Annotated in this window: 1 rRNA gene; it reads right to left on the reverse strand. The window is 53.7% G+C overall.

Features of this window, described 5'->3' with window-relative positions:
- Nucleotides 1-354, reverse strand: a 16S ribosomal RNA gene (locus ACTQY5_RS11025); the annotation flags it as partial.

The following is a 354-nucleotide window of genomic DNA, read 5'->3' on the forward strand; positions in this document are numbered from 1 at the left end:
CCCACTGCTGCCTCCCGTAGGAGTTTGGGCCGTGTCTCAGTCCCAATGTGGCCGTTCATCCTCTCAGACCGGCTACTGATCATCGCCTAGGTGAGCCGTTACCCCACCTACTAACTAATCAGACGCAGGCCCATCTTCTGGCGATAGCTTACAAGTAGAGGCCATCTTTCATCCTTCCTTCATGCGAAAGAAGGATCACATTCGGTATTAGCATCCCTTTCGGAATGTTGTCCCCAACCAGAAGGCAGGTTGCCTACGCGTTACTCACCCGTTCGCCACTAAGAACATTCCGAAGAAAGTTCTCCGTTCGACTTGCATGTGTTAAGCACGCCGCCAGCGTTCGTCCTGAGCCAG

The sequence above is a fragment of the Acidaminococcus sp. HCP3S3_H5 genome, from assembly GCF_052122235.1.
Classification (GTDB): Bacteria; Bacillota; Negativicutes; order Acidaminococcales; family Acidaminococcaceae; genus Acidaminococcus.